The 6,469-nt window shown below is 68.4% G+C and carries 7 protein-coding genes; all 7 read right to left on the reverse strand.

Annotated elements, in window-relative coordinates; translation table 11 throughout:
* Complete coding sequence (locus AC1DXV_RS03375) at positions 1-990, reverse strand: hypothetical protein (protein WP_477867217.1); 990 nt, start codon at positions 988-990, stop codon at positions 1-3.
* Positions 991-1,004: 14 nt separating this feature from the next.
* Positions 1,005-1,847: a hypothetical protein gene (locus AC1DXV_RS03380; RefSeq protein ID WP_477867215.1), complete on the reverse strand. Its 843-nt coding sequence runs from the start codon at positions 1,845-1,847 to the stop codon at positions 1,005-1,007.
* An 11-nt stretch (positions 1,848-1,858) separates the two neighbouring features.
* Positions 1,859-2,368: a phage tail protein gene (locus AC1DXV_RS03385; protein WP_477867213.1), complete on the reverse strand. Its 510-nt coding sequence runs from the start codon at positions 2,366-2,368 to the stop codon at positions 1,859-1,861.
* A 39-nt stretch (positions 2,369-2,407) separates the two neighbouring features.
* The gene (locus AC1DXV_RS03390; protein WP_477867210.1) at positions 2,408-3,979 is read right to left on the reverse strand and encodes a phage tail sheath family protein; all 1,572 of its coding nucleotides are present in this window, start codon (positions 3,977-3,979) and stop codon (positions 2,408-2,410) included.
* A 41-nt stretch (positions 3,980-4,020) separates the two neighbouring features.
* Positions 4,021-4,431: a hypothetical protein gene (locus tag AC1DXV_RS03395; RefSeq protein WP_477867208.1), complete on the reverse strand. Its 411-nt coding sequence runs from the start codon at positions 4,429-4,431 to the stop codon at positions 4,021-4,023.
* 24 nt (positions 4,432-4,455) lie between these two features.
* A complete protein-coding gene (locus AC1DXV_RS03400; RefSeq protein ID WP_477867206.1) occupies positions 4,456-4,737 on the reverse strand; it encodes a hypothetical protein in 282 nt (93 codons plus the stop codon).
* 346 nt (positions 4,738-5,083) lie between these two features.
* A partial coding sequence (locus AC1DXV_RS03405) for a sigma-54 interaction domain-containing protein (RefSeq protein WP_477932486.1) occupies positions 5,084-6,469 on the reverse strand: 1,386 nt, incomplete at its 5' end.

Genomic DNA, 6,469 nt, shown 5'->3' on the forward strand with positions numbered 1-6,469 from the left:
TCAGGTCCTGCGCAGGTAGTTGCGGCTCAGGAACTGGCTGTCGAGCAGCGGGCTGGTCGGCGCCGCCGGGGCCGGGCGCGGCGCCTGGGCGAGCACGGTGACGTCGATGCGGCCGATGTGCAGTCCGGCGGCGGCGGGCGGGTCCGCACGCATGGCGGCGCGGGGTCCGGATGCGGTCGTCGGTGTCTGCGCGCGGCTCGCGGGCTGCGACCGCGGCTGCGGCTGCGCGTACACCTGCGCCGGCACGGCGCGAGCGGTGCCGGCTTCGGGCTTCGCGCGGTCCGCACGAGACACCGTCTGCGTCGTGACGGCCTGCGACTCGATGGTGTCGATCGCCGCGAGGCTGTTCAACGCGTCGACCGGGGCGGCCTCGTCGATGGCGTCGATCGCTTCGACAACGGCGGCTGCCGCGACGCGGACGGCCGCCCCATGCGCCGGCTTGCCGGAGAGGTCTTCAGAAGGGGCACCAGGGGCCACCTGGCTCCCACCAATTTTTCCGTATCTACGTTGAGCAGGCGCGTTGGTGACGGCAGGTACAGCTTCTTCATCGCTCGTTGCGATCAAAGACGAAACCGAAGCGGAAAACTCGGGAGACTGTGCACCCGAAAGACCCGGTGAAACGGACGACGACTCCAACCGCTGATTCGACAAAGCATCCTGTGCGTGAACTTCTCGCGTGATCTTCTCTCCTCTTTCGAGGCCGTCCTTTCGGCTAACCAATGGGTGGACGATGCTATTCACAACACCCTCGGGTCCGGTTGCACCGTGAGGCGCTCCTTGTCCGAGGATGGAAGGCCCCTGCAGCGGCGCCACGGGTGGCGAACCACCCTCCTTCTGAAGTCGGTAGACCGTGAACGCGCCGGGATCGGCCGAGCTGCCCACGTCTTCCGACGGCAGGTCGTGGTCGGCCGCGGCGGAGCGACGCAGCACGAGCGCGCCGGTTGGCAGAGGTCGCCAGGCGTCGTTCACGGTGTCGAGAAGCAGTCCCATGTCCGGCTGCTCCGTCAGTGTGTCAACCCGCGCTCGTCGTCGATGCGGCGCAGGTAGTCGTTGCGGCGGGCGCGCGGCAAGGCGAGGATCTCGCGCTCGCTCCAGTGGTACTGGCTCGCCAGCCGGTGGATGTCGTCGAGCAGATCGGCGTCGGTGCGTGCCAGTGCACCGTAGGGCTCGAGCGCCACGGTGTTGGCCTGGCCGCATTCGGGACACGAGGCCAGCGCCTGCGTGGCGACGGCGGGCGCCATCTCGTCGAGGGCTTCGTCGACTGCGTGCAACCAGCCTTCGGGAAGTGATGCGGCGTCGAAGCCGTTCACCGGCACACCGTCGACGCTTTGCACCAGGCGCGCGGCGAGTGCGCGCGCCGCATCGGCCGGATGCGTCTCGGCCAGCCAGGCCTGGTCCTGGCCGCAGGGCACGCGCAGCACGTAGTCGTGGCCATCCCACGCGATGCGCGCCTGCGGGTAACCGGCGGCAGCCGCCTTGACYGGCAGCGCGGCCGGATCGATCTGCAGGTCGAAGCGCGCGCGGCAGACGCCACAGGCGGCACTGAGCCAGCGTTGCGCGACGCCGAGGTGGTGTTCGAGTTCGCGCATCAGCAGTTGCCGGTCGGCCATGCACAGGGCCGCCACGCGTTCGCGGCTCGGTTCGCCGCCGGCCAGCGTGGCCAGCGCGCTCGCCAGCACACCCGTCACGGCGTCCGGTGTGTGGCGCGCTTCGCCGGCCGCGGTGGCCAACGCCAGTTCGAGCGTGCCGTCGAGTGGCCGGAAGGCGTAGTCGCGCGCCAGGACATCACCGCCACCCAATCCACCGGGAAGCGGCCTGTGCGCGGGAGGGCGGGGCGGATGGTTCATGGCCCGGCCGCTCAGGTCTCCGCAGGCTCGGCGACCGCCGTGTCGCGCTGCCAGCCCTCGTGCTGCAGCGTCATGGTCTGGATGCCGACCGCGTTCATGGTGCCGGCATCCATCTCGGGCACGGCCTGGTACTCCGAGACCCAGGCGCGGAACACCTTGTACGACAGCGCCACCTGGCCTTGCAGGTTGAGCACGTTGATGATGATGTCCTTGCGGAAATTCTTCAGCGACATCGCGGCATCGCCGGTGATGTTGTTGACGAGGTTGGCCCAGTTCTCGAACACCGGGTCGTGCGACAGCCCCTGCTCGAGCGTCAGCGGCTCGTAGCTGGTGCCGCCGGGCAGGATGCGTTCCTGCGTCGGGTCGCCGGCTGCGCGCCACTTGATCGGTTCGGTCTTGCGCTTCAGCGCCCCCATCTTCTTCAGGCCCGCCACGGGTTTGCCGTCGATCAGCACCTGGAATTTGAAGGTGCGGTACGGGTCGTAGCGGTGCGTGTTGACCGGAAACATCGGGGCTGCCATGAACGCTCTCCTTGAGGCTGCTGTTCGTCGTTCGCCGGCTTACTGCTGGCCGACCTTCTGCTGGATGCGCACGATCACGAACTCGGCGGGCTTGAGCGGCGCAAACCCGATGAGCACGATGACCTGGCCGCGGTCGATGTCGTCCTGCGTCATCGTCTGGCCGAGGCCGCACTTGACGAAGAAGGCGTCGGTGGCCTTCTCGCCCTGGAATGCGCCGGCGCGGAACAGGCCATTCATGAACGACTCGATGTTGGCGCGCAGCGAAGACCACAGGCGGTGGTCGTTGGGCTCGAACACCGCCCACTGGATGCCGCCGAACACACTCTCCTCGATGAAGATCGCGGTGCGCCGCACCGGCACGTAGCGCCACTCGGGGTTGGCGCGTGTCGAGCGGGTGCGTGTGCCCCAGACCACCGGACCGAATCCCGGCATCCGGCGCAGGGCGTTGACACCTGCGGGGTTGAGGAAGTCCTGCTCGGTGTTGTCGACCGTGAACTCGAGCGCGTTGGCGCCCAGCAGCGGGAACTCGATGCCCGCCGGCGCCTTCCACACGCCGCGCCGGGTGTCGGTCTTGGCCCACAGGCCGGCCGCCATCGCCGAGGGCGAGACCAGCACGGTGCGCGGTTCGGCCGGGCCGGCGCCGGTGGTCGGGTTGACGTCGTTGCTGTAGTACGGGTTGGCCACCAGCGGCCACGGGTAATAGGTGACGGCGTAGGTCGAGGTCGGCAGGTCGAGCGCGTTGACCTCGTTCTCGTCGTCCAGCTCCTGTCCGGGCGGCACGTCGACGATCAGCATGCGGTTGCGCTGCGACTCGCAATGCGCGATCGCCTGCTCGAGCAGCGGGCGGCCGGTGGCGGCGCTCCAGCTCTGTCCGGGCAACAGCAGGATGTTGACGTCGCGCACGCGCGAGAGCGCCGCGAAGGCGTCCTCGAACTGGTCGCTGCCGGGCGCGGTGCCGTTGCTGCCGCCGGCCAGGGTCACGTCGGTGAAGGTGACCGCGGCTTCGAGGTGGGTGCGCAAGGCGGCTTCGCGACCGGCCGGCACGGTGACACGAACCAGTTTCGAGGCCGCGCCGAGGGCCGCACCCATGGTGTTGGCCTGGCCGGTTTCCGGCACCACCGACCCCAGCGCCTCCAGCACCTCGAAATCGCCGTTGACGACGCGGCCGACGCGCGCGTCGAACACCGTCGCGCCGCCTTCGGTGCGTTCGGTGAGCCGCAGCACGAGGCCGTTGCCCCAGGTGCCGGGGTTGGCCGCCGTCACGGTGAGCAGCACGCTGCCGCTGTTGATGTCGGCCGTGGCCGCGAGCGCGTTGGTGGCCAGGCGCACGATGTAGGCCTTGCCGCCGCCGTTGAGGAAGAAGGTGCTGACTGCGTGACCCATCGGGTCGCCCAGCGGTGCGGCCGAACCGATCACGGGTGTGGTGGCCCGGCGCAGGCTTCCGAAGCTGCGCTCGTAGTCGTCCCAGCTGCCGATCAGCGTGGGCACGGTGATCGGCCCGCGTTCGGTGTAGCCGACGAAGCAGGCCGTGGAGGTGGCGACGCCCTCGATCGGGCGCGAGCCGCTGGGCAGCTCCTCGATGTAGACGCCGGGGGTCAGGTAGCTTGGCATGGCGGTTCCTCGTCGGAGTCGAAGGGCAGAGTGGGGGGCGGTCAGGGCGTTGCGTCGCGACCCACCACGATCTGGATGCGAGCGGCCAGCGGCGCGGCACCGGCCGCAGGGGCTGGATGGGCGTTGCCGAACTTCAGGGTGAGGACGTCGAGGCCGAACAGCGACAGCACGCCACGGCCGAAGAGCTGTGGCCCGTGCAGCGTCACCGGGTCGGAATCGGCAGCGCCGTCGCTGGCCATGTAGGTGATCTCGGGTCCGTAGCGATCGGACTGGACCAGCATCAGGTTCACACGTGACGCCGCGGCAGGTTGCAGCTGGACCTCGAGCTCAGGCGTGGCGGGTGGCACGGTCACTTCGATGACGTCGTAGGCTTCGACGTTCTCTGCGAAATTGACCGCCAGCGCGGGACCACCGGCGACCTTGAGGCTGACTGACATTTTGACTTCAGGCATGACGGGCTCCAGGGAGGGAAGGGGTCAAGGAATCGGCGGCAGGGTCTGCAGCGCGCCTTGCAGACGCTGCTGCCATGCCTCGTCGGGAACTGCGGCGTCGCGACGAAAACGAACGCGCCCATCCGGGGCGACGATTCGTTCGAGCAGCTGCCACCGTTGCATCCACTCCAGCGCGATGAGCACGTCGGCCTCGGGCCAATGGCGCCGGTCGTGCAGCCACCATTGCGCGATGCCTTGAGACGTGTCGCTCGCAAGCGGATTCGCACTGAGATAGCGCGCCACCGCCCGCACGATCGCCGGGTTCACGGTGGCATGTGGCATGGCGGCAGGCGCGTGGCATTTGCGTCTGACTTCGCAAGTGATGTGCCACCGCCTGCATGTGCGCAAGTGCTTGATCTGATTGGCTCCGCACGGGCCGATGCCTCGAGGACGAGGATGGATTTGTCCTGCCGATCCGCGGCGTCGCGTGCTGCGCCGGGCGCATCGGCAGGCTGCACGAGAGGGCGGACAAGTTTGTCCACGTGTTCTCTGGAATGTCCTGCCCGTTCGCCCGGACGAGCGGGTACCCGCCCGCCGCAGCGGCGCACTCGCACCACGGCGAGGGCACGCGCACGAGGTGAGGGAGGAGCGGGAGTGGGGCGCCGTCCGCGCCTCAAGCGGGGGAGGGGCGGAAGCGCTGGGGTTGGATGTTGTGCTTGCGCATCAGCGCAAAGAACGCACGGCGGTTCTTCTGGGCGGCAAGCGCCGCGTGCGTCACGTTGCCGGCGTGTTCGGCGAGCAACTGCTCGATGAAGCCGCGCTCGAATTGCTGCACCACCTGCGCCTTGGCGGCCTGGAAGGAATTCGGCGAGAGGGCCGATCGGGAGTGGTCGCCCAGCTCGATGTCGGCGGCCGTCAGCAGGGAATTCTGAGCCAGGAGGACCGCTCGCTCGATCACGTGCTGGAGCTCGCGCACGTTGCCGGGCCAGGTGTGGTTGATGAGCCGCTGCAGTGCGATCTGAGACAAGCCCCTCAGAGGTCGCTTGCACTGCGTGGCGAAGCGCTCGATGAAATGGAGCGCGAGCGGGCGGATGTCTTCGGTGCGCTCGCGCAGCGGGGGCAAATGGAGCGACAGCACGTTGAGCCTGAAGTACAGGTCCTGGCGAAACAACCCCCGCATGGCCAGCTGGGAGAGCTGCAGGTTGCTCGCCGCAATGACACGCACGTCGGCGCGCTGCACCTTGTTGCTGCCGACCGCGCGGTACTCGCGTTCCTGCAGGAAGCGCAGCAGCTTGGCCTGGGCCGCCAATGGCAGGCAGTCGATGTCGTCGAGGAAGAGGGTGCCTCCCTCGGCCTCGCTGACCAGGCCGGAGCGCGACGCGTGTGCCGTGGTGTAGGCACCTTTCACGTGGCCGAACAATTCGTCTTCGATCAGCTCGGTCGGGATGGCGCCGCAGTTCACCGCCACCCAGGGCCTGTCGGCCCGTGCCGAGAGATAGTGCATCGCTTGCGCACAGATTTCCTTGCCCGTGCCCGTCTCCCCGATGATGAGGACGCCCGCATCGCAGGCGGCGAACACCTTCAGCTTGGCAATCTGGCGTGCAAAGTTCGGGCTGCTGCCAATGAAGCAACGCAGCCTGTCACAGGGCGCCGGGTCGGAGGGCGGTGCGGGCAGACGGGTGCTCTGAGAACGGTGGACGCGCGCGAGAAGCTCCTGCTCGGCGACCGGAAGCGAGACGAAATCGCAGATGCCGGCGTCGAACAGCGCGTCCAGGTGTTCTGCGCCGACGTGGGGGGTGGCAACAAACAGGGCAACGCTCGGGTGTTCGCTGCGCAGCAGCCGGATCTGTTCGCAGGCCAGCTGGGGGCTGGCTTCCTGGGCGACCAGCACGATGCCGTTCAGGCCGACAGGCAGCCCGGCCGGCTGCGCATAGCAACCCACCTCAAGGGATCGGTCCGTGCGCAGTGTGTCGGCGATGGCAGCTGTCATGCTCGCATCGGATGACACGACCGCACAGCGCCAGCTCATGATGTGCCCCGCCCAAGAGCGGAGTACACG

The sequence above is a fragment of the Rhizobacter sp. P3_C12 genome (assembly GCF_056402735.1).